23 protein-coding genes are annotated in these 26459 nt (G+C 69.8%); 14 read left to right on the top strand and 9 right to left on the bottom strand.

Annotation, left to right across the window (positions count from 1 at the left end; genetic code table 11):
* Window positions 1–37: 37 nt before the first annotated feature.
* The 3 genes from hutI (at window position 38) to hutU (ending at window position 3862) form a co-directional block, all read left to right on the top strand.
* Window positions 38–1285, top strand: a complete 1248-nt coding sequence (gene hutI / locus AB8P05_RS22855) for an imidazolonepropionase (protein WP_472761007.1) — start codon at window positions 38–40, stop codon at window positions 1283–1285.
* A complete protein-coding gene (hutC, locus tag AB8P05_RS22850) occupies window positions 1282–2010 on the top strand; it encodes a histidine utilization repressor (protein ID WP_472761006.1) in 729 nt (242 codons plus the stop codon). Before hutI ends, hutC begins: the two co-directional genes overlap by 4 nt.
* Before the next feature lie 169 nt (window positions 2011–2179).
* Window positions 2180–3862 (top strand): urocanate hydratase, encoded by a 1683-nt coding sequence (gene hutU, locus AB8P05_RS22845; protein WP_472761005.1) that lies wholly within the window; start codon window positions 2180–2182, stop codon window positions 3860–3862.
* A gap of 180 nt (window positions 3863–4042) precedes the next feature.
* On the opposite strand, the gene AB8P05_RS22840 is transcribed toward hutU, so the two are convergent.
* Genes AB8P05_RS22840 through AB8P05_RS22825 form a run of 4 tightly spaced genes read right to left on the bottom strand, consistent with a single transcriptional unit; the run spans window position 4043 to window position 7480 of the window.
* Window positions 4043–4486, bottom strand: a complete 444-nt coding sequence (locus AB8P05_RS22840; RefSeq protein ID WP_472761004.1) for a GyrI-like domain-containing protein — start codon at window positions 4484–4486, stop codon at window positions 4043–4045.
* Between the two features lie 17 nt (window positions 4487–4503).
* Entirely contained in the window at window positions 4504–5310 is an 807-nt protein-coding gene (locus AB8P05_RS22835; RefSeq protein WP_472761003.1) for an aminotransferase class IV, read from the bottom strand.
* Window positions 5307–6671: an aminodeoxychorismate synthase component I gene (gene pabB, locus AB8P05_RS22830; RefSeq protein WP_472761002.1), complete on the bottom strand. Its 1365-nt coding sequence runs from the start codon at window positions 6669–6671 to the stop codon at window positions 5307–5309. Before pabB ends, AB8P05_RS22835 begins: the two co-directional genes overlap by 4 nt.
* Before the next feature lie 23 nt (window positions 6672–6694).
* On the bottom strand, window positions 6695–7480 hold the full coding sequence (locus AB8P05_RS22825; protein WP_472761001.1) for an SDR family oxidoreductase: 786 nt from the start codon (window positions 7478–7480) through the stop codon (window positions 6695–6697).
* A gap of 427 nt (window positions 7481–7907) precedes the next feature.
* On the opposite strand from AB8P05_RS22825, the gene AB8P05_RS22820 reads away from it, so the two are divergent.
* Window positions 7908–8579 (top strand): hypothetical protein, encoded by a 672-nt coding sequence (locus tag AB8P05_RS22820; RefSeq protein WP_472761000.1) that lies wholly within the window; start codon window positions 7908–7910, stop codon window positions 8577–8579.
* Window positions 8580–8675: 96 nt separating this feature from the next.
* Here the strand turns inward: AB8P05_RS22820 and clpB are convergent, their stop codons facing one another.
* Window positions 8676–11360: an ATP-dependent chaperone ClpB gene (gene clpB / locus AB8P05_RS22815; protein ID WP_472760999.1), complete on the bottom strand. Its 2685-nt coding sequence runs from the start codon at window positions 11358–11360 to the stop codon at window positions 8676–8678.
* A 240-nt stretch (window positions 11361–11600) separates the two neighbouring features.
* Between clpB and AB8P05_RS22810 the strand changes: the two genes are divergently transcribed.
* Window positions 11601–12515 carry a LysR family transcriptional regulator gene (locus AB8P05_RS22810; RefSeq protein WP_472760998.1) on the top strand — a complete coding sequence of 305 codons (915 nt, stop codon included), beginning with the start codon at window positions 11601–11603 and terminating at the stop codon, window positions 12513–12515.
* A 33-nt stretch (window positions 12516–12548) separates the two neighbouring features.
* On the opposite strand, the gene AB8P05_RS22805 is transcribed toward AB8P05_RS22810, so the two are convergent.
* Entirely contained in the window at window positions 12549–13193 is a 645-nt protein-coding gene (locus AB8P05_RS22805; protein WP_472760997.1) for an OmpA family protein, read from the bottom strand.
* 192 nt (window positions 13194–13385) lie between these two features.
* Between AB8P05_RS22805 and AB8P05_RS22800 the strand changes: the two genes are divergently transcribed.
* The 6 genes from AB8P05_RS22800 to AB8P05_RS22775 all read left to right on the top strand — a co-directional run bounded on the left by AB8P05_RS22800 (window position 13386) and on the right by AB8P05_RS22775 (window position 19277).
* Window positions 13386–13736 (top strand): hypothetical protein, encoded by a 351-nt coding sequence (locus AB8P05_RS22800; protein ID WP_472760996.1) that lies wholly within the window; start codon window positions 13386–13388, stop codon window positions 13734–13736.
* A gap of 4 nt (window positions 13737–13740) precedes the next feature.
* Entirely contained in the window at window positions 13741–14916 is a 1176-nt protein-coding gene (locus AB8P05_RS22795) for a Tle-like phospholipase domain-containing protein (protein WP_472760995.1), read from the top strand.
* A gap of 231 nt (window positions 14917–15147) precedes the next feature.
* Window positions 15148–15723, top strand: coding sequence for an ankyrin repeat domain-containing protein (locus tag AB8P05_RS22790; RefSeq protein WP_472760994.1), 576 nt, complete (start codon window positions 15148–15150; stop codon window positions 15721–15723).
* Window positions 15724–15858: 135 nt separating this feature from the next.
* Complete coding sequence (locus AB8P05_RS22785; protein WP_472760993.1) at window positions 15859–17748, top strand: cation:proton antiporter; 1890 nt, start codon at window positions 15859–15861, stop codon at window positions 17746–17748.
* Window positions 17700–18371: a cyclic nucleotide-binding domain-containing protein gene (locus AB8P05_RS22780; protein WP_472761193.1), complete on the top strand. Its 672-nt coding sequence runs from the start codon at window positions 17700–17702 to the stop codon at window positions 18369–18371. The genes AB8P05_RS22785 and AB8P05_RS22780 overlap by 49 nt, the downstream gene beginning before the upstream one ends.
* A gap of 21 nt (window positions 18372–18392) precedes the next feature.
* On the top strand, window positions 18393–19277 hold the full coding sequence (locus AB8P05_RS22775; RefSeq protein ID WP_472760992.1) for a DMT family transporter: 885 nt from the start codon (window positions 18393–18395) through the stop codon (window positions 19275–19277).
* A 66-nt stretch (window positions 19278–19343) separates the two neighbouring features.
* Here AB8P05_RS22775 and AB8P05_RS22770 read toward each other — a convergent pair whose 3' ends face one another.
* Both AB8P05_RS22770 and AB8P05_RS22765 read right to left on the bottom strand, forming a co-directional pair.
* Window positions 19344–20255: an MBL fold metallo-hydrolase gene (locus tag AB8P05_RS22770; protein ID WP_472760991.1), complete on the bottom strand. Its 912-nt coding sequence runs from the start codon at window positions 20253–20255 to the stop codon at window positions 19344–19346.
* A 39-nt stretch (window positions 20256–20294) separates the two neighbouring features.
* Window positions 20295–20939, bottom strand: a complete 645-nt coding sequence (locus tag AB8P05_RS22765; protein WP_472760990.1) for a DsbA family protein — start codon at window positions 20937–20939, stop codon at window positions 20295–20297.
* A 145-nt stretch (window positions 20940–21084) separates the two neighbouring features.
* On the opposite strand from AB8P05_RS22765, the gene AB8P05_RS22760 reads away from it, so the two are divergent.
* On the top strand, window positions 21085–21999 hold the full coding sequence (locus AB8P05_RS22760; RefSeq protein WP_108549133.1) for a LysR family transcriptional regulator: 915 nt from the start codon (window positions 21085–21087) through the stop codon (window positions 21997–21999).
* A gap of 122 nt (window positions 22000–22121) precedes the next feature.
* Entirely contained in the window at window positions 22122–23759 is a 1638-nt protein-coding gene (locus AB8P05_RS22755; RefSeq protein WP_472760989.1) for a GMC family oxidoreductase, read from the top strand.
* Window positions 23760–23762: 3 nt separating this feature from the next.
* Here the strand turns inward: AB8P05_RS22755 and AB8P05_RS22750 are convergent, their stop codons facing one another.
* A complete protein-coding gene (locus AB8P05_RS22750; RefSeq protein WP_472760988.1) occupies window positions 23763–25397 on the bottom strand; it encodes a caspase family protein in 1635 nt (544 codons plus the stop codon).
* Window positions 25398–25649: 252 nt separating this feature from the next.
* Here AB8P05_RS22750 and AB8P05_RS22745 point away from each other — a divergent pair, with 252 nt between their 5' ends.
* Entirely contained in the window at window positions 25650–26456 is an 807-nt protein-coding gene (locus AB8P05_RS22745; RefSeq protein ID WP_472760987.1) for a YMGG-like glycine zipper-containing protein, read from the top strand.
* Window positions 26457–26459: the final 3 nt, after the last annotated feature.

The following is a 26459-nucleotide window of genomic DNA, read 5'->3' as shown; positions in this document are numbered from 1 at the left end:
GGGTTGCTGCACGAACTTGTAGGAAGGAGCCGAACCGATGCCGACCAGCGCGCCGTGGGATTCCCTGTGGATCGACCTGTCCGTCGCGACGATGAATGACGGGGACGGCTATGGCGCCATCGCCGACGCGGCTGTGGGCATCAAGGACGGCCGCATCGCTTTCGTCGGCCGGCGCGCCGACCTGACCGACGCGCCGGACGCGCTGGCGACCCAGGTCCATTCGGGGCAGGGCGGCTGGATGACTCCCGGCCTGATCGACTGCCACACCCACCTCGTCCATGGCGGCAACCGCGCCCGCGAGTTCGAGATGCGGCTGAACGGCGCCACTTATGAAGAGATCGCGCGGGCCGGCGGCGGCATCCTGTCCACCGTCACCGCCACCCGCGCCGCCACGGAGGACCAGCTTCTGGCCGCCACCCTGCCGCGGCTGGACAGCCTGCTGGCGGAGGGCGTGACGACAGTGGAGGTGAAGTCCGGCTATGGCCTCGACACCGAAACCGAGACGCGGATGCTCTGCGTCGCCCGCCGGCTGGCGCAGGTCCGCCCGGTGGAGGTGCGAACCACCTATCTCGGCGCCCACGCCCTGCCGCCCGAATTCAAGGGAAATCCCGACGGCTACATCGACCGCATCTGTGCCGAGACGCTGCCGGCCATCGCCGAAGCTGGGCTGGCCGATGCGGTGGACGCCTTCTGCGAGGGCATCGGCTTCTCCGTCGCCCAGACACGGCGGGTGTTCGAGACGGCGAAGCGGCTCGGCCTGCCGGTGAAGCTGCATGCCGAACAGCTGAGCAACCTCGGCGGCGCCCGGCTGGTGGCGGAGTTCGGCGGGTTGTCGGCCGACCATATCGAGCATCTGGACGAGGAGGGCGTCGCCGCCATGGCCAAGGCCGGCACGGTGGCGGTGCTGCTGCCCGGCGCCTTCTATGCCCTGCGCGAGACCAAGCTGCCGCCGATCGAACTGCTGCGCCGCCATGGCGTGGCGATGGCGCTGTCCACCGACAACAACCCCGGCACCTCGCCGGTGACCTCGCTTCTGCTGATGCTGTCGATGGGCTGCACCTTCTTCCGCCTGACCCCGGCGGAGGTGCTGGCCGGTGTCACCCGCCATGCGGCGAAGGCGCTGGGGCTGGCCGACCGCGGCGTGATCGCGCCGGGCAAGCGTGCCGATCTGGCGGTCTGGCGCATCGAGCATCCGGCGGAACTGGCCTACGCCATCGGCCTCAACCCCTGCATGGCGGTGGTGAATGGCGGCACGGTGCGCAAGCCGTATGTGGAGGCCGCATGAGCGACGTCATCTCCACCGCCCAGCCGCGCTATGCCCAGATCAAGGAGGCCATCCGCCGCCGGATCAGCTCCGGCGACTGGCCGGAAGGCTTCCAGATCCCGTCGGAGCACAAGCTGCTGGAGGAATTCTCGGTCAGCCGCATGACGGTGCATCGCGCTCTGCGCGACCTGACCGAGGAAGGGCTGCTGACCCGCGTGCAGGGGCTGGGCACCTTCGTCGCCGAACGGCCGCCCAGCACCGACGTGGTGGAACTGCGCAGCATCGCCGACGAGATCGCCGAGCGCGGCAACGTCCATTCCTGCCGGGTGGAGCGATTGCTCGCGGTTACCGCCGATGCCGGGCTGGCCCGCCGCTTCAACCTGCCGGTGGGAGCGAGGCTGTTCCATTCCATCGTCGTCCACAGCGAGAGCGACGTGCCGGTCCAGCTTGAGGAACGCTGGGTCAACCCGGCGGTGGCGCCGGACTATCTGGAGCAGGACTTCACCCGCCAGACGCCGGGCGAGTACCTGATCCGACTGGAGTCCTCGCCGCAGGTGGAGCACGTCATCGAAGCGGTGTCGCCGACGCCGGAGATCGCCCGGCTGCTGGACATCCCCGTTACCGAGCCCTGCCTACGCGTGACCCGCCGCACCTGGGTCGGCGGGCGGGTGGTGACGGTGGCGATGCTGGTGCATCCCGGCAGCCGCTACCGGCTGGGGGCGCGGTTCCAGTTGCCGCCGCCTTAGAGGTTCTCGCCCGCAGCCCCTCCCTAACCCTCCCCGCTCACGCGGGAGAGGGGACTGCCACCGCCTCCCCGCATCGGCACTTGCTCCCTCTCCCGCGAAGCGGGGAGGGTTGGGGAGGGGGCAAAAGACCTTGAATTTCAAGACCCCTCCCACACGGAGCCACCAACCGATGTCATCCCGCCTCGACAACCAGCGCGTCATCCGTGCCCCGCACGGCCCCGAACTGAGCTGCAAGAGCTGGCTCGCCGAGGCGCCGATGCGCATGCTGATGAACAACCTCGACCCCGACGTGGCGGAACGGCCGCAGGAACTGGTCGTCTATGGCGGCATCGGCCGCGCCGCCCGCGACTGGGAGAGCTTCGACCGCATCGTCTCGGCGCTGAAGACGCTGAACGACGACGAGACTCTGCTGGTCCAGTCGGGCAAGCCGGTCGGCGTCTTCCGCACCCATGCCGATGCGCCGCGCGTGCTGATCGCCAACTCCAACCTCGTGCCGCGCTGGGCGACCTGGGAGCATTTCAACGAGCTGGACCGCAAGGGTCTGGCGATGTACGGCCAGATGACCGCCGGCAGCTGGATCTACATCGGCAGCCAGGGCATCGTTCAGGGCACCTACGAGACCTTCGTCGAGGCCGGGCGCCAGCATTACAACGGCGACCTGAAGGGCAAGTGGATCCTGACCGGCGGCCTCGGCGGCATGGGCGGGGCGCAGCCGCTGGCCGCGACCATGGCCGGCGCCTGCATGCTGGCGGTCGAATGCCGCCCCAGCAGCATCGAGATGCGCATCCGCACCGGATATCTCGACCGCCACACCGCCGACCTGGACGAGGCGCTGGCCTGGATCAACGAGGCCTGCGCCAAGGGCGAGGCGATCTCCGTCGGCCTGCTCGGCAACGCCGCCGACGTCTTCCCCGAACTGGCCCGCCGCGCCGGCACCGACATCAAGGCCCGGCCGCACATCGTCACCGACCAGACCTCCGCCCATGACCCGGTGAACGGCTATCTGCCGCAGGGCTGGACGCTGGAGGAGTGGGAAACCGCCCGCGAAAGCCAGCCGGCCGCGGTGGCCGCCGCCGCCCGCAAGTCGATGCGGGTGCAGGTGGAGGCGATGCTGGCCTTCCACGCCATGGGCATCCCGACCGTCGATTACGGCAACAACATCCGCCAGATGGCGAAGGAGGAGGGGCTGGAAAACGCCTTCGACTTCCCCGGCTTCGTCCCCGCCTACATCCGCCCGCTGTTCTGCCGCGGCATCGGCCCGTTCCGGTGGGCCGCCCTGTCCGGCGACCCGGAGGACATCCGCAAGACCGACGCCAAGGTGAAGGAGCTGATCCCCGACGATCCGCACCTGCACAACTGGCTCGACATGGCGGCCAAGCGCATCCAGTTCCAGGGCCTGCCGGCCCGCATCTGCTGGGTGGGTCTGGGTCAGCGCCATCGGCTCGGCCTCGCCTTCAACGAGATGGTGAAGTCGGGTGAGCTGAAGGCCCCAATCGTCATCGGCCGCGACCATCTCGACAGCGGATCGGTCGCCAGCCCGAACCGCGAGACCGAGGCGATGAAGGACGGCACCGACGCCGTGTCGGACTGGCCGCTGCTGAACGCGCTGCTGAACACCGCCAGCGGCGCGACCTGGGTCAGCCTGCACCATGGCGGCGGCGTCGGCATGGGCTTCTCGCAGCATTCGGGCATGGTCATCGTCTGCGACGGCAGCGACGCCGCCGCCAAGCGGCTGGAGCGTGTGCTGTGGAACGACCCGGCCACCGGCGTGATGCGCCACGCCGACGCCGGCTATGACATCGCCATCGAGTGCGCCAAGGAGCAGGGGCTGAACCTGCCGTTTTTGAAGTAAGTGGGGAGGGCTGCTTCTCCCTCTCCCGCCCCGGGAGAGGGAAGGGGCCCATGGCAATGCCATGGGAAGGGTGAGGGGTGACCCAAGGAACCATGCGGTTCGGGATTCTCGCGATCCCCCTCACCCTCCCCACTTCGTGGGTCCCCTCCCTCTCCCGGGGCGGGAGAGGGCTTTACCCCCTCACCCCAGCGCCGGCAGCTGTGCCGCGAGCGCCAAATGCAGTTCGTGGCGACCGTCGGGCAAGCCAGGGCGATGGCCGAAATCGAGCGCGATGCCGCTCAGTTTCATACCGTTCGCCGTGGCATGGGCCTGCAGCTGCGCGAAGCCGTCCGGGATGGCGGAGACCGGGCCGTCATGAATGAGCCGCAGATAGCGGCCGGCGTCGAGATCGACGCGGACCATGCCCGGCGGGATCTCCGTGGCCTTGGCCGCCAGGAATCCCACCAGCTCGCGCTGCAACCCGTTCTCCTCCGGCAGCGACACCGCCGCGAAGGAGGTCGTCCCGCTGTCGGCAGCGAACAGCCGATCCCACGCCGCCGATAGCGCCGCAGGCAGGTCCTCCCGCGTCGCCTCGACCATGAAGCCGATGGTGGTCAGTTCGGGATAGCTCACCGTTTCGATCATGACAGTCCCTTGCTTGCTTAAAGGTCCGGGTCAGCCAGAAGCCGGGTGAGGACCGGGCCGGCCGTCCCGTTTCCGACCGGACTTCCGTCCACCGACAGCAGCGGGCGCAGGCCCAGGCTGTTGGTCAGGATCGCCTCGTCGGCCCGGGCGAAATCGTCGGGGGTGAGCGGCGCTTCCTCCGCGCCATGGCGCTCCAGGATCAGGGCGCGGCGGATGCCGGGAAGGGCGCCGTCGTCGACCGGCGGGGTCAGCAGCCGACCGCCGGTCGACAGGAAGAGGTTGGCGATGCTGGATTCGGCCAGCCGGCCGGCGCAATTCAGCAGCAGCGCCTCGTCGGCGCCGCGCTCCGCCGCCTCCTGCCGGGCGAGAATGGAATCCAAATAGTTCAGCGACTTCAGCCGCGACAGCGGCGAATGTTCGTTGCGGCGGGTGCTGCGGGCGATGACGGCGGCGGCCGCCGCCGTCATGTGGGCGGCGGGGGCGACCGTCATCAGCGCCGTCGGGCGGGCATCGGGCGGCGGCAGAACCCCGCGGGCGCCGGTGCCGCGCGACAGGGTCAGGCGCAGCACCCCGTCCGTGAGGCCGGTCGCCTCGATAAGCGCCGTCATCTCCGCCGTCAGGGCGTTGGCGTCGTAAGGCAGCGGCAGGCGCAGCAGGGCGGTGCCGGCGGCCAGCCGGTCAAGATGGCGGGACAGGTGGCGCGGAACGCCATCCGCGATGCGGATCGTCTCGAACAGCCCGTCGCCCAGGGTGAAGCCGCGGTCGGCCGGGTCGATCCGCGCCTCCGCAGCCGGCAGCAGGCGGCCGTTCAGCCAGATGGTCATGCAAACCCCTCCACCAGTTCGCCGGCGGCCCGCAGCTGGGCGCGGGCCTTGACCAGCATTTCCTCATGCTCCGCCGCCGGATCGGAATCGGCGACGATGCCGCCGCCGGCCTGGGCGATGACATGGTCCTGCGTCACCGACAGGGTGCGGATGACGATGTTGCTGTCCATGGCGCCGTCGAAGCCGATCCAGGCCACCGAGCCGCAATAGGCGCCGCGGCGGGCGACCTCCAGCTCGTCGATGATCTGCATGGCGCGAATCTTCGGCGCGCCGGTGATCGAGCCGCCGGGGCAGGCGGCGCGCAGCAGATCGACCGGCCCCAGCCCCGGCACCAGGCGGGAGGTGACGACCGACACCAGATGATGGACGCTGGCGAAGCTCTCCAGCCCGAACAGCACCGGAACCCTGACGCTGCCGACCTCGGACACGCGCGCCAGATCGTTGCGCAGCAGGTCGGTGATCATCAGGTTTTCCGCCCGGTCCTTGATGCTGGCCGACAGTTCCGCGGCGGCGGCGGCATCGGCGGCAGGATCGGCATGGCGCGGGCGGGTGCCCTTGATCGGCCGCGTCTCGATGGTCCGGTCGGCGCGCAGCCGGATGAAGCGTTCGGGCGAAGCGCCTGCCAGCCGCAGGCGGGGGCCGCAGTTCAGGAAGGCGGCGAAGGGGGCAGGGCTGAGGCGGCGCAGGCGCTCGTACAGCGCAAAGGCGTCGATGGACCCGTCCACCTCGGCCAGGAAACGCTGGGTGAAGTTCGCCTGATAGATGTCGCCGGCGCGGATATACTCCAGCACCCGGCTTACGCGGTCGAGATAGTCGGGGCGCGACAGCTCCGACCGCCAGCGCAGCGGGGCCGGGCCGGCCGATTGTTCCGGTGGCGGAACGGACAGCCGCGCGGCCATGCGGCGGGCGCGCTCCTCCGCTTCCGGCCGGGCGGCGATGACCCAGGCGCTGCGTGTTTCCCGGTCGAAGGCGGCGACGACATCGTAGAGGCCGAAGGCCATGTCCGGCTGGCCGCCCGGATTGCCGTGGCGGGAGCGTAGCCCTTCCAAAGCCGTTCCGGCCTCGTAACCGACGAAGCCCACCGCGCCGCCGGTGAAGGGAACGGGGCCGGCGGAGGGCAGGGGATATGCTGCCAGCGCCCGTTCCAGCGCATCGAAGGGACTGCCGGGCACCGGCGCCCCATCGACCAGCGTGCGGCCGCCGGTGGATTCGACCGTTCGGAACGGTTCGGCAACGATGTAGGAATAGCGCCCGTTCTGCGGATGGGGGGCCGCGCTGTCGAGCAGCATCGCCCAGGGCTCGGCGCTCCAGGGGCGGAACAGGGCGGCGGGGTCGCCGCAGGAGATGGGAATGGTCAGCATGATGGTGGCAGTCGGCCGGCGGCTCACATCAAGATGGTGGCGCCGCCGTCCACGACCAAGACATGGCCGTTGACATAGGACGCCGTGGCCGAGGCCAGGAACACCGCCGCCCCGGCGATCTCCTCCGGGCGGCCCCAGCGGCGCATCGGCGTGCGGTTGGCGAAATAGGCCCCGCGTTCGGGATCGGCGGCCAGCGCCGCATTCGTTTCGGTGGCGAAAAAGCCGGGCGCGATGGCGTTGCTGGTCAGGCCATGCGGACCGTATTCGGCGGCCAGTGCCCGCACCATGCCGTTCAGGCCCGCCTTCGCCGCGGCATAGACGCTGTCGTTGGCCCGCGAGATCTGCCCGGCGACCGAGGTGACGGCGATCAGCCGGCCACGGCCTCGCGGCAGCATCAGCCGCGCCGCCTCCCGCGCCAGGATCAGGCTGGAGGCCAGATCGACGTCGAGAAGTGCCACGATCTCGTTATCGGTCAGGTCGGCCAGCGGCTTGCGGTTGCGTTGACCGACATTCTGGACCAGCACGTCGAGCCACCCATGGTCCCTGTCGATCCGCGCGAAGGCGTCGCGCACCGCCGCCCGGTCCGAGACGTCGAAGGGTAGCGCGGATGCGCTTCCGCCGGCAGCCTCGATCTCGGCCACCCGTGTCTCCAGCGTCGCGGCGTCGCGGCCGTTCAGCAGCACATGCGCGCCGGAGCCGGCGAGCGCCCGCGCGATCTCCAGCCCCAGCCCGCGGCCCGACCCGGTGACCAGCGCCACCTGCCCGGCGAGCGAGAAGTTCGACAGATAGGGAAGATTTGTCGCGGCCATGTCTGCCCCCGGCTGTTGCGGCGCCGCCCGTGCTTGGGCAGCGGCGGACATTTAGCAGACCCGCAGGCCCGATGGCACCCTGCATGCCGCCGGGCCGCGAATCGAGGACCACGGACCTGCCGAACCATGCTTCAGGTCGATCCATCCGGCGCGTTGAACAATGGGAAACCGCCGGCGACGGTATCCTTGCGTAGCGCGGATACCGTCCAAAGCTGAGGAAGCCGGCGGCAATCATGCCCGCCACGGACCAAGTAATCACTGCTGACAATATTGGGGGCGGTCCCCCTTGCCGCCCGGCAGGAAGTCAGCCTTCCGGATGGTGGTACTGCTTCCGTGGTCGCCCTTTTCTTTCGTATAGTAGGTTTCCGGATCAAGGCCGCAAGCGACCGCGAGCGTCGGCGCACGGTTGGTTACAGGGAGACAGGGCATGACACGAGCGCGTTCCAACGCAATCGTCGGAGCCGTCAAGGCCGGCGACATCATGATCAAGTACCGGCACGGCCTGGGCGCCACCGGCATCGCCATCAAGATCGGCCAGCTGTTCAGCCGGGGAAAGTCGGACTTCATCCATGCCGGCATCGCCAGCTCGCCGACCACCATCATAGAGATGGACGGCGACGGGCTGCAGGAAAACAACCTGCTGACCAAGAACGCCAACTACAGCTACGACGTCTTCCGCTGCACCACCCCCGGCATCGGCGAAGGGGCGGCGCAGACTGCCATCATGATGCGGCAGGGCATCGTCGGCGGCGGTTTCGCCCAAGGCGGCACCCAGATGCCCTACACCATCGGCGGCGCCGTCAGGTCGCTCGGCCGCGGGGGTGCCGTGCAGTCCACCGACCGCATCAACACCCTGCTCGACCAGCTGATGGCCGGCGGGCGGGAGGCGTTCTTCTGCTCGGGCCATGTCGTCTACTGCTATCTGGTGGCGATGGAGCAGTCGAACATCGCGGTCCAGGGCAGCTTCCCGCTGCAGAACATGCAGGCGGTCTTCGGCCTGGAGGCGCGTTACTACAACCCGTCCTTCCTCCACCAGCATCTCAGCAACAACCAGAATTTCAAGCGGGTGGGCAAGGTGAAGGGCGCCGTTCTGGTCTGACCCGGTCGGCCGTCACCCGATCATGAAAAAGCCCCGGATGCATTGCATCCGGGGCTTTTCCGTTGTCGCCGATTCTTCCTTATCGCCTGCGGACGGTCAGTGGACCGACGCCTCCCGGCTACCGGCGGAACTCGCCACCGGCGGCAGGGCGAAGCCCAGCGGCGGGCGTTCCGGCGCCTTGAAGCCGTGCGCCCGGTCCTCTTCGACCACCACGCCGTCCAGCGCCAGCCGGCCGTCGACCACCGACAGGGTCATGGTGGTCCTGCCCTCCACCTCCTCGTCGAGCAGACGCTCGGCGATCGGGTCCTCGACAAGGCCCTGGATGGCCCGCTTCAGCGGACGGGCGCCGAAGGCCGGATCCCAGCCCAGATCGCCCAGCCGCCGCTTGGCCGCCGCGTCCGCCGCCAGGGTGACGCCCCGCTCGGCCAGCCGCTCGTTGACGCGGGCCAGCTGGATGTCGACGATCCGCGACATCTGGTCCCGGCCCAGCCGGCGGAAGATCAGCACGTCGTCCAGCCGGTTGAGGAACTCCGGCCGGAAGGCCTTGCGGACCGCGTCCATCACCTCCACCGTCACGCCGGCCATATCCTCGTCATCGCCCAAGGCGCTCAGCGCCTCGGCCCCCAGGTTGGAGGTCATGATGAGGATGGCGTGGCGGAAATCGGCGGTCCGGCCCTGCCCGTCGGTCAGCCGCCCGTCGTCGAGCGCCTGCAACAGGACGTTCAGCACGTCGGGATGCGCCTTCTCCACCTCGTCCAGCAGCACGACCTGATAGGGCCGGCGCCGGATGCGCTCCGCCAGCGAGCCGCCGTCGTCATAACCGACATAGCCCGGCGGCGAGCCGATCATGCGGCTGACCGCGTGCTTCTCCATGTACTCCGACATGTCGAGCCGGGTGATCGCCGTCTCGTCGTCGAACAGGAAGGCGGCCAGCGCCTTAGCCAGTTCGGTCTTGCCGACGCCCGTCGGACCCAGGAACAGGAAGGAGCCGGTCGGGCGGCTGGGATCCTTCAGCCCGGCACGGGCACGCCGCACCGCCTTGGACACCGCGCGCACCGCCTCCTTCTGGCCGACGACGCGCTCGGCCAGCTTGTCCTCCATGCCCTTCAGCCGCTGGCGTTCGCCCTCCAGCATCCGTTCGACCGGAATGCCGGTCCAGCGGGTGACGACGGCGCCGATGTCCTTGGCCGTCACCTCGTCACGCTCCGTGCTGGCGCGCGATTCAGCCTCGGCCAGACGCTTCTCCAGGTCGGGCACCACGCCATAGGCCAGCTCGCCGGCCTTGGCCCAGTCGCCGTCGCGCTGGGCGCGCTCCAGCCTGGTGCGGGCCTGGTCCAGCTCCTCCTTCAGGCGGCGGCCCTCGGTGCGGCGGGACTGCGAGGCGCGCCATTCCTCCTCCATCGAGGACTGCCGGGCTTCCGCCTCGGCCAGCTCGCCTTCCAGCACATGCAGGCGTTCCTGCGAGGCGGCGTCGGGCTCGGCCTTCAGCGCCTCGCGCTCGATCTTCAGCTGGGCGACGCGGCGGTCGACGGCGTCGAGTGCCTCCGGCTTGCTGTCGATCGCCATGCGCAGGCGGCTCGCCGCCTCGTCGACGAGGTCGATGGCCTTGTCGGGCAGGCGGCGGTCGCCGATATAGCGCGCCGACAGGTTCACCGCCGCGACCACCGCCGCATCGGCGATGCGCACGCCGTGGTGCACCTCGTACTTGCCCTTGATGCCGCGCAGGATCGACACGGCGTCGTCCACCGACGGCTCGTCCACCGTCACCGGCTGGAAGCGGCGGGCGAGTGCCGCGTCCTTCTCGATGTATTTGCGGTACTCGTCCGGCGTGGTGGCGCCGACGCAGCGCAGCTCGCCACGCGCCAGCGCGGGCTTCAGCATGTTGGCGGCGTCCATCGCCCCGTCGGTGCGGCCGGCGCCGATCAGGGTGTGCAGCTCGTCGATGAACAGGATGATGCGGCCGTTGGCCTCCTGCACCTCGGCCAGCACCGACTTCAGCCGCTCCTCGAACTCGCCGCGGAACTTGGCGCCGGCCAAGAGCGCGGTGAGGTCGAGCGCCAGGACGCGCCGGTCCTTCAGCCCTTCCGGCACGTCGCCGGAGGCCAGGCGCTGGGCCAAGCCTTCGACCACGGCGGTCTTGCCCACGCCGGGTTCGCCGATCAGGACGGGGTTGTTCTTGGTGCGGCGGGCCAGGACCTGGATGGTGCGGCGGATCTCGTCGTCACGGCCGATGACCGGGTCGAGCCGGCCCTGCCGCGCCTCTTCGGTCAGGTCGCGGGTGTAGCGGGCCAGCGCCTCGCCGGCCGTCGTCTCGGTCTCCGCGTCGGCGGGATGGTCCTTGCGCTGCGCATCGGCGGCGGCGGCCAGCGCGTCGGCATCCACACCGGCGCGGCGGAACAGCGCGCGCAGCGGGCCGCTCTGACGGGCGAGGCTCTCCAGCAGCCGTTCGGCGGTGACGAAGCGGTCGCCGCCGTTGCGGGCGGAGGCGACGGCGCCCTGCAGCACGGCGGCCAGCGCCGGCGACATGTAGAGCGGCTGCGGCCCCTCGTTGGCGCCGGGCTGCACCGGAGCGCGGGCGAGCTGTTCCTCGGTCGCGGACTTCAGCAGGTCGGGATCGCCGCCGGTGTCGCGCACGAGACGCGCCGCCACGCCACTGGTGTCGTCGATCAGGGACTTCAGCAGATGTTCGGGGAGAAGCTGTTGATGCCGCTCGGCAAGGGCGGCGATCTGCGCGGCCTGAATGACGCCACGCGCACGATCGGTGAATTGACCGAAGTCCATCCGGCACTCCGTTTCCATGGTCTCCCGCCCAGCCATCCAGCGCGGGACGGCGCCCCCGCGGTCCGCAAAATGCGCGACCGCCCGGCGCCTGATGGGTAAATGGTTAACGGATTTGCGGCGATCAAGAGGGGGCTCGTGAGCGCCGATCGCAGCGGTCGTCAGGAGCAGAGCCATATTGACACGCGATCCCCACCACCCCCTTCATAGTGCTGCGATATGGGCATTAGGGGTTCCGGCAGGATGGACGTGCGGCAGCTTCGCTATTTCCTGGGCATCGTGGAGCATGGCTCGATCTCCCGCGCGGCGGAGGCGCTGCGGGTGGCGCAGCCGGCGCTCAGCCTGCATCTGAAGCGGATGGAGGAGGATTTCGGCTGCCAGCTGGTCCTGCGCACGGCGCGCGGCGTGGTGCCGACCGAAAGCGGGCGGCGACTGGCGCAGCGGGCGGCGGCGCTGATCGAGTCGATGGACGGGCTGCGCGACGAGGTGCGCGCGGTGGAGGCGGTGCCGGCCGGTCCGGCGACCGTCGGCATCCCAACCTCGCTGGGGCCGGTGCTGACCGTGCCGCTGGCGCTGGCGGTGCGCCGCGCCCATCCGCAGATCCGGCTGCGGGTGGTGGAGGGGCTGTCGGGCCACATGCTGGAATGGGTGCTGTCGGGGCAGCTTGATCTGGCGCTGGTGTTCGGTGCCGAGGAGATGGGCGGGCTGGAGACGGAGCTGGTGGCGCGGGAAAGCCTGCATCTGGTCGGGCCGGCGGACGACCCGCTGCTGCGCGGCCGACGCTCCATCCCCTTTGCCGAGGCGCTGGCCCTGCCGCTGATCCTGCCCGGCCGGCCGCACGGCGTGCGCGAGGAGGTGGAGCATGCGGCATTGCTGGCCCGCGCCCGCGTCACCGTCGCCATGGAGATCGACGCGTTGGAACAGATCAAGGCGCTGGTGGCGGAAGGCTGCGGCTACACGGTGCTGTCGGAGCGGGTGGCGCGCTACGGCACGGTGGCGGACCGCCTGACCGGGCTGCCCATCGTCGATCCGCAGATCGACCGGACGATCCTGCTGGCCCATGCCGCCGGCCGGCCGATGCCGGTCGCCGCCCGCGCCGCCCACGCCATCCTGCGCGACATCCTGGCCGGGCTGACGCGGGATGGCGGATGGCGGTGAGCCGCCATTGCCCCGCCGCCGGCTTCCCGGCGGTCAGGAGCCGAGATTGACGATCTCCACCCGCCGGTTGGCGTCGCTGGCGGGGTTGGCGGGGTCGAGCAGCTGCTGCGACCCACGGCCGATCGCCACCAGCCGGTTGGGCGACACGCCGAAACTCCGGGTCAGGTAATCGCGCACCGAGGCGGCCCGCCGCTTCGACAGGGCAAGGTTGTAGTCGGGGTTACCGACGCCATCGGTGTGGCCGGTCAGCTGGAAGCGGTAGGCGGCGAGATCCGGGGAGGTCAGGGCGCGGCCCAGCTCGTCCAGGATGCCGGTGGCCTTCGGCGTCAGCTCCGCCGAGTTGAAGGCGAACTCCACCTGGAAGCTGATCCTGGGGGCGGTCTTCGGCTTCGCGGTCGCGGTCGTGGCGGCGGCAGGGGTGGATGCCGAAGCCGGCGGGGGTGCCACCGGTTCCGCGGTGCTGCCGGTGCCGAGCGAGAGGCCGCGGGTTCTGGGCTTCTCGTCGGGCTCCTCGTCGGTCTGCTCGCCGGCCGCAGGCGTGTCCGGCCGCAGGGCCCGGATGAAGTCCTGCGTCGTGGTGGGGGCGGCGGTCGGTTCCGTGGCCATGGCGATGCCGCCGGATGCCATCAGCAGCGCCAATCCGGCGAACACCGGCCGCAAGACCCTGACCGCTCCCATTCCCCCATCCCCTATCTTCGATTCGGGCAAAGCCGACGCCACAATAACCGACCGCTTGTCCCGGTTCCAGGACCGGACCGTCCGGTTGTACTCTCCCGGGCCAACTCAGCCATGAAAACCCAGCGTTGCCGCTTTTCTGGCAATAATTGCACCTCTATCATATTCCGATAACGCAATCGATCGGGGTGCGCCGTGTTCGTTCTGTCTCAGGCCCAGATGGACAAGCTGGGGGAAGAGGATCTGATCCGTGCGGTGCATCGCTACCTCGCCGACCGATTTCCGGATGCCGATCCGGTGCCGGCCGACAGGTTCCTCGCGTTCGGGCGCGACCAGCTGGCGCGGGCGGAGGGCCATGGGCTGAGCACGCGCTGGCAGGCCGCCTGCTACATCGTCACCGCGGCGCTGGCCGGCGACCGGTTCGACGAGGACAGCCCTGCAGCGCGCGAGGTGCTGGCCGACCCGGCGATGACCGCCGACCGGAAGGCGGAATGGCTGACCGAATGGGTGGACGCCATGATCGCCGCCCTGTCACAGCGGGACTGACGCCATGCCGATCCTGTCCACGCTGGCCGACATGGCCGGAAGCGCCACGGCGAAGGCCAAGGCGACCTACCAGACCCTGCGCACCGGCGGCCGGATGGCGGCCGACACCGTCAAGGCCGGCCTGAAGGAAACCGGGGCGGCGGTGCTGGAGGGCGACTTCGGCGGAGCGGCCAAGCGCGGCGCCAAGGCCGCCGGCCAGACGCTGACCGATGATCTGGCCGATCATTTCCGCCGGAACGCCCCGGTCCCCGCCAAGAACCCGACCATCCCCTGCTCCCAGGCGGAGATCGACGCCAAGGCCAAGCGCGTCGCCGAACGGCAGGCGCTGATCAACGAGGCGCGCGAGAAGAAGGTGCTGCCGGAGGTGACCGAACGCTTCGCCCGCGACAACAAGGCGGTGGAGCGCGCGCGTCTGGCCGCCGACGTCTATCACCACGAGAACGGCCCGGATTCGCCGAAGACCCCGCCGCCGGGCTGGTCCCGGCTGAGCGACGACCCGGCTGAGCTGCGCAAATACGGCCTCGTTCCCAGCGACCTGAATCCCGGCACCGCGTCCGGCTTCCGGGCGGAGCTGTATGTGGCTGACCCCAAGGTGTTCGGATCCCCGCCGCAGGTCGTCCTGGTGCCGAAGGGAACCACCTTCACCGCCCAGGAGGACTGGGTCAACAACCTACAGCAGGGTATCGGCCTGCGCTCCGACTATTACGAGCGGGCGATCCAGGCGGCGCAGAAGGTCAAAAGCAAGGTCGGGCCGCGGCTGGAGATGGCCGGCCATTCGCTGGGCGGCGGGCTGGCGACCGCCGGCGCCGTGGTGGCCGACGTGCCCTGCACCACCTTCAACACGGCCGGCCTGAAGGATGATACGGTCGCCGCCTTCGGCAAGTCGCGCGCCAACGGCGGCAAGGTCACCAACTATCAGGTTGCCGGCGAGGTGCTGACCACCGCGCAGAACGCGGTCGGGCCGATGCCGACCAGCATCGGCAGGAATGTGCCGCTGGAGGCGGTCGACGAGCACGGCAATGCCTTCCAGGGTGCCGCTGCCGGCAAGAAGGGCATGGAGTATGTCAAGGGTGCCGCCGCCGATTCCGTCACCAAGCATGGCATGGCCTATCCGATCAACGCGCTGGAGAAGCAGAAGCGCGCCGACGAGGGCCAGCTGCGTGCCGCCCTGCACCGGTGAGGGTGCCGCAGCGCCCCCCAAATCCGGCCACAAGCCCGGCCCCAAGCCTAGCATTGCCTTTCTCCCCCGGCTGTTGATCCTGGTGGCGCTGGCCGCAGCAGGCTGGACGCCCCTTCCCACCCCCTTCGCCGCGAGGTCCGCCATGGCCGCTCTGCCGTCCGCCAGCCACTTCTTCCCCGATGCCGCCACGGCAAGGCTGGCCGACGCCGCCGGACGGGGGATGCCGCCGCCGTGCGCCAGCTCGCCGCCGCGGGGGCCGACCCGAATGCCGGCGGGACGGAGGGGATGACGCCGCTGCTGTTCGCCATCACAAGCAACAGCAAGGCCGGGGCCAAGGCCCTGCTGGAGGCCGGGGCCGATCCCAACCGCCGCGCCCGCGACGGGGAATCGGCGCTGACCATGGTGGCGTCGGGCACCGATACCGACTGGCTGCGGCTGCTGCTTGCCTTCGGCGGCGATCCCAACGCCCGCAACGCCATCGGCGAGCCGGTGCTGGTCAATGCCGGCCTGCGCCGCAACGCCGACGCCGTCCGCATCCTGCTGGACGCCGGCGCCGACATCGAGGCGACGGACGAGAGCGGCAGCACGGTGACGCTGGTCCTGGCGCGCATGAACCAGTTCCACGTCGTGGCCTATCTGCTGGGCCGGAATGCCGACGCGCTGCACCGCTCGCCGGTGTCGGAGGACACGGCGGCCGACTACATCTTCCATGCCGTCCTCGACCCGTCCTCGCCGCTTTCGGACTGGCAGAGGCGCTGCCGGCAGTATCTGCAGTCGCGCGGGATCGCGGCCCCGCCGCCGCGGTGACCATCCTGTCAGAACGGTAGAGGCGGCTCGCCGTCCGGGACCATTTTTGCCGCAGGAGTCCGTGGTTCCCGGTCTTGCTCCCGCCACAGTGCGGCGATACCGTGCAGCCCACGCCGCAGCCGTCCCCGTGGGAACATGCACGACATCGTCATTCAAGTCCTCGGCGTTGCCGGGCTTCTCGCCCTCGTCAGCTTCCTGCCGCCGCTGGCCGCCCGCTTCCAGGTGCCCTACACGGTGCTGCTGGCGGGCGTGGGCGTGGCGCTGGGCGCGGTGATCCAGACCTTCGCCGGGCCGGGCAAGGACCCGTTCCACGATTTCCTGAATTCGCTGGCCGAGCTGGACGTCTCGTCCGACATCCTGCTGCACGTCTTCCTGCCGATCCTGCTGTTCGAAACGGCGCTGGCGGTGGATGTGCGGCGGCTGTTCGACGACCTGGGGCCGATCCTGCTGATGGCGGTGGTGGCGGTCTTCGTCTGCACCTTCGCCGTCGGCTATGCGGTCAGCCTGTTCACGTCGCTGGGGCTGGTCGCCTGCCTGCTGCTGGGGGCCATCGTCGCCTCCACCGATCCGGCGGCGGTCATCGGCATCTTCCGCGACCTGGGCGCGCCGCGACGGCTGACCACGCTGGTCGAGGGCGAGAGCCTGCTGAACGACGCCGCGGCCATCGCCCTGTTCACCCTGCTGCTGGAGATGCTGACGCGCACCTCCCATGGCGGGGCGGGGGCGGCGGCCCTGGACTTCCTGCGCGACTTCGCCGGCGGCGTCGTCACCGGCTATGTCTGTGGCCGCATCGTCTGCATGCTGGTGGAGCCGATGCGCAACCAGCCGATGGCGGAGATCACGCTGACGGTGGCATTGGCCTACCTGTCCTATGTGATGGCGGAGCATTATGTCGGCTCGTCGGGCGTGGTGGCGGTGGTGACCTCGGCCCTGGTCATCGGGTCGGTCGGACGCACCCGCATCTCCCCCGCCACCTGGGGCGCCATGGAGCATGTCTGGCAGCAGCTGGGATTCTGGGCCAACTCCCTGATCTTCCTGCTGACCGCCATCCTGGTGCCGCGGTTGATGGCCGACGCCGGATGGGCGGAGGTCGGGCTGGTGCTGGTGGTGGTCGCCGCCGCCTTCGCGGCGCGGGCGGTGGTGCTGTTCGGCCTGCTGCCGGTGCTGTCCTGGGCCGGGCTGGCGCAGAAGGTCAGCAATTCCTACAAGTCGGTGATGCTGTGGGGCGGCCTGCGCGGGGCGGTGTCGCTGACACTGGCGCTGGCGGTGACCGAGAATTTCCGGGTGCCGGACCGCATCCAGAGCTTCGTCGCGGTGATGGTCACCGGCTTCGTCTTCGTCACGCTGTTCGTCAACGGCACGACGCTGCGCTGGCTGATCCGCGTGCTGAAGCTGGACGAGCTGACGCCGGTGGAGCGCGCCATGCGCAACCGGGCGCTGGCCCTGTCCACCGACAGCATCCGCGACCGGGTGGCCGCCGTCGCCCAGACCTACGAGGTCGACGGTGCCGTCAAGGACGTGATGATCTCCCGCTACGAGGAGCGGCTGAAGAAGATCGACCAGGACAGCCGGGACGAGGCGAAGCTGACCGACGAGGACCGCGTCACCATCGGCCTCGTCATCCTGGTGAATCGCGAGGAAGAACTCTATTACGCCCACTTCTCCGAAGGCGTGGTGTCGCGCGCGGTGATGGAGATGCTGGCCGGGCGCAGCGGCCGGCTGCTGGACGCCGTCAAGGTGCAGGGCCGCAACGGCTACCGCGCCTTCGAGGAGCCTTTCATCGCCTTCTCTCCCTGGATGCGGGGGCCAGCTGGCTGCAGCGCCGCTTCGGCATCCACCGGCCGCTGGCCCGGCGCCTGTCGATGCGGTTCGAGGTGCTGGTCGCCGTGCGCACCGTCCTGCGCGAGCTGCTGGCCTTCACCCGCGACCGGCTGGCCCGCGTGCTGGGGCAGGAGGTGGCGTTCGAACTGGAAGGCATGCTGGTCGGCCGCTTGGGCATCGTCGAACAGGCGCTGTCGGCCCTGAAGCTGCAGTATCCCGATTATGCCGTGGTGCTGCAGAGCCGCTATGTCGGCCGCGCCGCCTTGCGGCTGGAGCAGGCCGACTACCGGACCCTGTTCGCGGAATCGATCATCAGCCAGGAGGTGCTGACCGACCTGGAGCGCGACCTGGAGAAGCGCCGCCGGGCGCTGGAGCGGCTGCCGAAGCTGGACGTGCGCTTCGACGTGGCGGAGCTGGTGCGCCGGGTGCCGCTGTTCGCCGACCTGCCGGCCGAACGGGTGACCACCATCGCCACGCTGCTGCGGGCGCAGCTGGCCCTGCCGGGCGAGACCATCGTGCGCAGGGGCGACCGCGGCGACGCCATGTTCTTCATCGCGTCGGGCGCGGTCGAGGTGCTGGTGCCCAATCTGGCGGAGCCGGTGAAGCTGGGCACCGGCGACTTCTTCGGCGAGATGGCCTTGCTGACCCGCCAGCGACGCAATGCAGACGTGCGGGCGCTCGGCTATTGCCAATTGCTGGTGTTGGATGAGAAGGATTTCCGCCGGCTGGTGCAGAAGGACGCGGATCTGCGATCCCACATCCAGGCGGTCGCCGAGGCGCGCCGGCAGCCGACCCAGTCGTCCCCGGCCGTCCCGGCGGTGAGCTGACCGCAGGGAAGGGATTTTTCCATGGGCGAGACCGCGACGGGCGGCGGCCAGACCTGGCTGCGCCTGATGCCGGGTCTATTCGTGCTGCTGTGGAGCACCGGCTTCATCGGGGCGAAATACGGGCTTCCCTATGTGGAGCCGCTGACCTTCCTGCTGATCCGGCTGGCGCTGGTCGCGGCGGTGCTGGCGCTGGTGGCGCTGGCCACCCGCGCGCCCTGGCCGAAGGACTGGGCGACGGCCGGACGCATCGCGCTGGCCGGGCTGCTGGTGCACGGCGTCTATCTGAGCGGCATCTTCATCGCCATCGCGGATGGCCTTCCGGCGGGGGTCACGGCGTTGGTGGTCGGCATCCAGCCGCTGCTGACCGCCGCCCTGTCCGGTCCGCTGCTGGGCGAGCGGGTGAGCGGCCGGCAATGGGCCGGCCTGCTGCTGGGCCTTGCCGGCGTCGGGCTGGTGGTGCGCGAGAAGCTGTCCGTCGATGCGGCGCATCTGGTCCCGCTCTGCTATGCCCTCGTTGCGCTGGTCGGCATCACCCTGGGCACGCTCTACCAGAAGCGCCACGGCGGCGGCATGGACCTGCGCAGCGGCACGGCGATCCAGTATGGCGCCACCGCGCTGGTGCTGGCCGTCGCCGCACCGCTGACCGAAACCATGCAGGTGCAGTGGACGGGGGAATTCCTGTTCGCCCTGCTGTGGCTCTGCTTCGTGCTGTCGGTCGGTGCGATCTTCCTGCTGTTCGCCCTGATCCGCCGTGGGGCTGCGGCCAAGGTGGCCAGCCTGTTCTACCTGACCCCGCCGGTCACCGCGCTGGTCGCCTGGATCCTGTTCGGGGAGAAGCTGGGCGTCGTGGCGCTCGCCGGCATGGCGGTGGCGGTCTGCGGCGTGGCGCTGGTCAACCGGAAGTGAGGGGGCGCCGTGACGGCGGGGGAGGTCCGGCTTCCCGCCCCCGCCCCCGCCGTCACGGCCGCTCCGTCATCCCCACTTCATCTCACCGGTCGCCACCTTGGCGCCGATGTCGAGCGCGATGCCCATCCCGGCCTCGGGGTAGCGTCGCTTCATGGCGGCGATCAGGTCGGCGCTGGTCCTGGCCTTCGACAGTTCCTCCTCGAAGGCCAGCAGATAGGCCTTGGTGTAGGCGATGGCCGCCGGGTCGGTGCCGGCGCCCGGCGCGGCATGGCCGGCGACCACCAGGGCGGGGTTCCGCGCCGCCATGGCGTCCAGGGTGCGGATCCAGGCGGCCCGCGCTTCGGCGGTCGGGGTGTCGGCGGTCCAGACATGAAGGCCGGAGAAGACCATCACCCCGCCGACGATGGCGCCCAGCGACGGAACCCACAGGTAGCGTCGGTTGGCCAGCCCCTGCGCATCGACGATCTCGATGGACTGGCCCTCCAGCGTCAGCGAGGGGCCGTCGAACGGCTCCGGCATCGCCACGTCGGCCAGGGTCTGCGGACCGTTCTCCTTCAGCTTCGGCCCCCAGACCGCCAGCTTCTTCTCGACATTGCCCTTGATGGCCTCGATGGTCGCGGTTGCGGCGATGACGCGGGCGGTGGGGAAGGCGGCCCTGACCGGACTCAGGCCGAAATAATAGTCGGGGTCGCTCTGGCTGACATAGATGGCGGTCAGCGTCCGGCCGCTCGCCCGGATCGCCTCGGCCAGCGCCTTGCCGTCGGACAGGGTGAAGCCGCCATCGATCAGGATCGCCTCCCGGCTGCCCGACAGCAGGACCGGCGTCCGGAAGAAGCCGGCCTCGCCCGCGGGAAAGTGACGCCAGGACAGCGGAGCGCCAGCGGCGGCGAAAGCGGATGCGGAGGGGAGAAGGGTCGCGGCGCCGCCCAGGGCCAGGGCGTGCATCGTGGTGGCAAGGATGTCCCTGCGGGTGATCATCGTCGGTGTCCTTCGGGTATGGCGGTTGAAATCGGGCGCTTACTGAGCCTGCAGCAGCGCCGCCAGCCGGCCGGGTTTGGAGAAGAGGATTTCGGAATCGAGCTTCCGGCGGTGCATGCAGTCGTCATACAGCAGGGTCGGCACCCCGTCGGCCCGGTAGGCGGTCAACAGCTGCCGGCCGCGCTCCACCCGGAGGGCATCGAAGACCGTCAGATTCTCCGGCCCTTCGGCGAACAGGTCCGCCGCGGTCTCCAGGCCGAGTCCGGCCAGGATGCGGGTCAGCGTCCCGGCCTCCGTGATGTCGCACCCGTCGGCGTAGCGTGCCGACTGGATGGCGGCGAGTGCTGCAAATTCCCGGTCGGGGGCCGTCATCGCCACGGCGGCGAGCGCCAGCGTCGCCGGTCCGCTGTCGAGCCGGCTCTGCCGATCGGCGAGGACCCGGCTGCGGTACAGCTCGCTGAAAGGCTGGCCGGTCAGGGCCTGGATGCGCTGGTCGTTCGCCCAGGCATGGGCGGCGAAGCCGTCATCCATCGGCCGGGCGCCGGCTCCGGAGAACAGGCCGACCGGGAGCAGGTCCAGTGCGAGGCCCCCGACCGCCGCCAGCGATGCGATGGCGGGCGAGGCGCCGTAGCACCAGCCGCACAGAGGGTCGAACAGATAGGTGACGGTTCTGGTCCGGGTCATGATGGGGTCCGGGGCATGGTTGGCCGGCCTGACCGAGGCCGATGGAGTGAGCCGACCCTATCCGGCGGCGATTGTGCTGTATAGCCGGCATGAAATGGACATATCGTATGCCAATAACTGACAATTGAAGCCGGCAGGACGGGCCATGAGCGACCCCAGGCACCTCAACCGCATCGCCTATTTTGCGGCGGTGGCCGAAACCGGATCCTTCACCGCGGCGGCGGAACGTCTGGGGATCACCAAGGCGGTGGTCAGCCAGCAGGTCGCCCGGCTTGAGGAGGAGGTCGGCGCCACCCTGCTGGTCCGCACCACCCGCAAGGTCCGGCCGACGGAGGCCGGCATGGCATTCCATCGGCGCTGCGTGGTGATCCTGCGCGAAGCCGACGATGCCTTCGCCGAACTGGCGGAGAGCGCGGCGGCGCCATCCGGTCTGCTGCGGCTGACGGCGCCGTTCGACTACGGCGTTTCGGTGGTGGTGCCAGCCATCGCCGCCTTCACCGCCGCCCATCCGGCCTGCCGGGCCGAGATGGCCCTGTCCGACCAGTCGCTGGACCTGCTCACCGGCAATTTCGATCTGGCGATCCGCGTCGGCTGGCTGACCGACACCAGCCTGCAGGCCCGCCAGTTCGGCAGTTTCCGGCAACTGCTGGTCGGCACGCCCGAAATGGCCGGGCGGTTGGGCAATCGCGTCGGGCCGGACGCCGTCGCCGCGGTGCCCTTCATCGCCAACACGGCGCTGCGCGATCCGTTGAACTGGCAGTTCGCGTCCGCCGCGGGCGAGCGGCGCGGGGTGACGCTGCGGGCATCCATCGCGCTCGACGCTACCTTCGCCGTGCGCGAGGCGGTGCGCGCCGGAGCCGGCCTGTCCGTCCTGCCGGACTATTGCGTGTCCGATGACCTCGCCACCGGCCGGTTGCTCCATGTGCTACCCGACTGGAGTCTTCCGTCGGGAGGCATCCATGCGGTCTTTCCGACCGCCCGATTCCGCCCGACCAAGGTGCGGGCCTTCGTCGATCTGCTGACCGGACGGGAGCGTCAGCGGCGTCGGGCGGCGGATTGACCGGGCGAAACGGCGATTTTCGCGGCAGGCTGCGGGCTGCGGCGAAATTTCGCTGGATCGTTCGCCCGGTCAGCAATTTAATATGTCTGACAAATCGATAAATCCCCTCGGGAGGGAAGCGGATGGCGGACGTGCTGGATTTCGGCAGCTTCGACTACATCATCGCCGGCGGCGGTACGGCCGGCTGCGTGCTGGCCAACCGGCTGTCGGCCGATCCGGACGTCTCGGTCCTGCTGCTGGAGGCGGGCGGCAAAGACAATTGGGTGTGGCTGCACATCCCCGCCGGCTACCTGTTCTGCATCGGCAACCCGCGCACCGACTGGTGCTTCAAGACGGAGGCGGAGGCCGGGCTGAACGGCCGCAGCATCCACTATGCCCGCGGCAAGGTGCTGGGCGGCTGTTCGTCGATCAACGGCATGATCGCCATGCGTGGGCAGGCGCGCGATTACGACGAATGGGCCGCGATCACCGGGGATTTGCGCTGGAGCTGGAAGGAGGTGCTGCCGGTCTTCAAGGGCAGAGAGGATTACTGGCGCGGCGCCGACGAGATGCACGGAGTCGGCGGCGAATGGCGGGTGGAGCGGCAGCGGCTGCGCTGGGACCTGCTGGACCGCTTTGCCGAGGCGGCGCAGCAGGCCGGCATCCCGCGGTCCGAAGACTTCAACCGCGGCGACAATTTCGGCGTCGGCAGTTTCGAGGTGAACCAGAAGGGCGGCATCCGCTGGAGTGCCGCCAAGGCCTTCCTGCGCCCGGCACTCGACCGGCCGAACCTGAAGCTCGCCATCGAGGCGGCCATCGACCGGGTGGAGATCGCCGACGGCCGCGTCACCGGCGTGCGCTTCACCGTCAAGGGAGAGCCGGCGCGGGCGACCTCCAGGATCGAGACGGTGCTGGCCGCAGGATCCATCGGCAGCCCGGCGATCCTCCAGCGCTCCGGCATCGGCCCGGCGGAGCATCTGAAGTCGCTCGGCATTCCGGTGGTGCTGGACGCGCCCGACGTCGGCGCCAATTTGCAGGACCATCTGCAGCTGCGGATGATCTACAAGGTCGATGGCGTGCTGACGCTGAACAAGCGGGCCGGCAGCCTGTTCGGCAAGGCGATGATGGGGCTGGAATATGCGCTGTTGCGCAAGGGGCCGCTGACCATGGCGCCCAGCCAGCTCGGCGTCTTCGCCAAATCCTCGGCGGAGGTCGAGACCGCCGACCTGGAATACCATGTGCAGCCGCTGTCGCTGGAGAAGTTCGGCGATCCGCTGCACGCCTTCCCGGCCTTCACCGCCAGCGTCTGCGACCTGCGCCCGGCATCGCGCGGCTGGACCCGCATCACCTCGGCGGACCACCGCGAGAATCCGGCCATCGCGCCCTGCTACCTGTCCGATCCGGCCGACCGGGCGAAGGCGGCGAAAGCGCTGGCGCTGACCCGCCGCATCGTGGCGCAGCCGGCGCTCGCCCCCTACCACCCGCAGGAATACAAGCCAGGCCCCAGCTTCCAGACGGAGGAGGAATTGGCGAAAGCGGCGGGCGACATCGGCACCACCATCTTCCATCCCGTCGGCACCTGCCGGATGGGCGGCAAGGACGACGCCACCGCCGTGACGGATGCCGAGATGCGGGTGCGCGGGGTGCGCGGCCTGCGGGTGATCGACGCGTCGGTGATGCCGACCCTGACCTCGGGCAATACCAACACGCCGACCGTGATGATCGCCGAACGCGGCGCCGCCCTGATGCGGGCGGACCGCCGCGCGGCGCTGCGGGGGTGATGGCTAACGCCCCATGCTGTAGACGCCGTGGATGCCGAACTCCACCGGCTGGCCGGTCAGGTGGCGGGTCAGCAGGGTGGCGACCTCGGCGGCGGCCGGCTTGCCGTCGAGTGCGGCGAGATCCCGCTGCAGCGCCGCCATCGGCTTGGTCGAGGCGATGGCCAGGAAATGGTCGGCGCCGAAGGGCGGTTCCACCGTCAGGGCCAGCCGGTAGGGGCCGCCCTTCGGGATCTGCGCCGGGTCGTTGCGCTCCGCCAGCGGGTAGAGGTAGTTGATCGTCCCGTCGGCGGCGAGGTTGATCAGGGTGAAATAGGTCCCGCCATTGCCGCGGATGTCGAGCGAGACCGTCTCGCCCTGCCGGTAGTTGCGGTCGCCCGGCTCCAGCGCCAGGGCCAGCGAGCGGTCCTGCGCCGCCGCCTTCAGCCGCACCACCAGCGACCATTTGTCGATCACGCCCTGCACCCGCCGCCGGGTCTCCGGCGCCATCGGGTCGCCGGCGATGCTGGCCAGCACATCGCCCATCGAGCTGACCACCTCGCCGGTGGCGCTGTCCCAGACCAGGGCGGGATCGTCCTTGCCGGCCGGCTCGATGCCGGAAAGGCCGGCCGTCAGCGTCTTCACCGCCGCCGGCTTGCCCAGGATGCGCAGCGGGATCGGACCGGCGGCCGGCAGCAGCGACGGCGGTTTCGGCTTGGTGGCGACCGGGTCGATCAGGGCGACCTCGCCGCGGCCGCGCGGCTGGACCTGCGGATGCTGCTTGCCCTCCAGCGCCATGCGGACGGCGCCGCGGATATGCGCCTCCAGCTCCCCCTTGGTGACGATGCCGTCGCCGTTGCGGTCGGCCTGACCGCGCAGCGCGTTGGCGAAGGCCCAGCTCAGCGCGCCGCGCGGCTTGCGGTCGATCATCACCTCGGGCGCCAGTTCGTGCTCCGCCACGGCGGCGAAGAAGGTGACGTGCGGCTGGTCGTCGGCCTCCGCCTGCAGGGCGGCGCGGGTGGGCGGGGGCAGGGCGTCGTCGTCGATGCGGTCGACCGGGGCGCCGTCGATCTTCGCCGCCCGCGTGCCCAGCATGCCGGCGCGGTCGTCGAAACCGCGGGTCATGGTGCCGGAATGGCAGGAATCGGAGACGAAGATCACCCGGCGCGGCTCGGCCTCCTTCAGCAGCACGGCGATCTCGTCGTCGGTCAGCCGCTGGGCGGTGCCGGGACCCCGCGGGGCGAAGTCGGCGAGCACCAGGAACTCGTCCATGCCGTCGACTTCGCTGCCGGAGACACGTTCCGGTTGCTGCGCGCCATGGCCGGCGAAGGTCAGCACCAGGGTCGAGTCGGGGGAGGTCTCGGCGATCAGCTCCCGCCAGGCGGCGATGATGCGACTGCGCTCCGCCTCGCCGTCGATGAACAGGCGCAGCTTCTTGACGCCCAGGCCCTTCAGCGCGGCGCTGATGTCGCGCGCGTCGTTGACGGCGCCCTGCAGCGGGTTGATCCGCGTGTAACGGTCGATTCCGATCACCAGGGCCGCGATTTCGGCCCGCGCCGTGCCTGCCGTCATCGTCAGGACCGTCCCGACGGCAACCATTGCGGTCAGGCCGGCCAGGATCTTCGTCGCCGCCATCCGGCGCCGCATTCTTCCGAACATCATATCCCCACGTCCCCGAACATCATACCTCTCCTGGAAAGCCGTGCCGCAAAGGCTACAGAGCGAAAAAATCGATAAAAGGCCGCACGAATTGGTAGTAATGACCTCTTCCGTTACAGTTGTTGCTGTGGCAGCGTTGCGGCGGGTCCTGATCGGCTACGGGACGCGCCCACTGTGGGGGTGGTGCGGACGGCCCGGAGTTCTGGACCTGATCGAAATATGTCTTGAACAGAAATGCAAACGGGAATCCAGGTCATGCGAAGCAACCGTGCCAAGGCAAGCCTCGTCTCCATCACCATCCTCGCCATGGCGCTCAGCGGCTGCGTGACCACGCAGACCGACCGCATCGGCGCCAACGATGGCAGCGACGCCTGCTATCAGTACCGCGTGGCTCTCGATTCGACCGGCAACTACTATGCCGAGGACATGCTGAAGGGCGCGGCCATCGGCGCCGGCGTCGGCGCGCTGTCCGGTGCGATCGTCGGCGGCAACGTGAAGAGCGCGCTGATCGGCGCCGCCGCCGGTGCGGCCCTGGGCACGCTGGGCGGCTACTGGAACTCGCGGTCGCAGCAGGGCCGCGACCAGGCGATCCTGGGCGTGATGAGCGACCTCGACACCGAGAACCAGAACCTGAACCGCACCCAGGTCGCGCTGGACCAGCTGGTGAACTGCCGCCGCGCCGAGATCGCGCGCGTCAAGGCCGACTACAAGGCCCAGCGCATCGCCAAGCCGGAGGCCGAGAAGCGTCTGGCGGCGATCCGCGGCCAGCTGGACAAGGATTACGCCATCGCCAGCAGCATCAACCAGAACATCACCAAGCGCCGCGACGAGTATCTGATCGCCGCCGACAACATCGAGCCGGGCTCCGCCGAGAAGATCCGCACCAAGACCGCGGTCAAGGCGCAGACCAAGAAGAAGCCGGCGAAGCAGACGGCCACCACCCAGGCCGCCCAGGTGGTCGAGCGCACCAACACCGCCTTCGAGACGTCGGAGCGCATCAACGCCACCACCAGCAGCATCCAGCAGATCGCCCAGAAGGAAGCGACGCTGGACGCCGCCTGATCG

The organism is Azospirillum sp. VT-I1 (assembly GCF_055698305.1).
Note: the sequence above shows the minus strand (reverse complement) of the source record. Positions and strands in the feature narration are given on the sequence as shown.